A 321-nucleotide genomic window follows, 5' to 3' on the forward strand; every position below is an offset into this window, starting at 1 on the left:
GCAATGAGATCCACATTTCCCGTATAGTACTGTTGATTTTTCATCTTCAAAATGTCCGATTGTTCCTTCACATACTTGGCATACGATTGTTCCCATTTTTCATTTCCCCCTGAGTTTTAATAGTAATCTATTTATTTATCATTAAGCTTTCGCATTATCTCTACTAGCACAGTCACAATTTGTACCGCATTTTCCGTAAAGCACTGTCGTTTTTTCATCTTCAAAATGTCCGATTGTTCCTTCACATACTTGGCATACGATTGTTCCCATTTTTCATTTCCCCCTAAGTTTATGGTCCTAAAAACTTTCAGCTGTCCATTT

Annotated in this window: 2 protein-coding genes; both read right to left on the reverse strand. The window is 36.1% G+C overall.

All coding sequences use genetic code 11. The features are described from left to right. On the reverse strand, positions 1-96 hold a 96-nt coding region (locus MR079_RS28620; RefSeq protein WP_242270102.1), incomplete at its 3' end, for a GapA-binding peptide SR1P. A gap of 45 nt (positions 97-141) precedes the next feature. Then, a complete protein-coding gene (locus MR079_RS28625; RefSeq protein WP_000536805.1) occupies positions 142-270 on the reverse strand; it encodes a GapA-binding peptide SR1P in 129 nt (42 codons plus the stop codon). Positions 271-321 lie beyond the last annotated feature (51 nt).

Source organism: Bacillus cereus group sp. BfR-BA-01381 (genome assembly GCF_022663555.1).
GTDB classification, from domain to species: domain Bacteria; phylum Bacillota; class Bacilli; order Bacillales; family Bacillaceae_G; genus Bacillus_A; species Bacillus_A pacificus.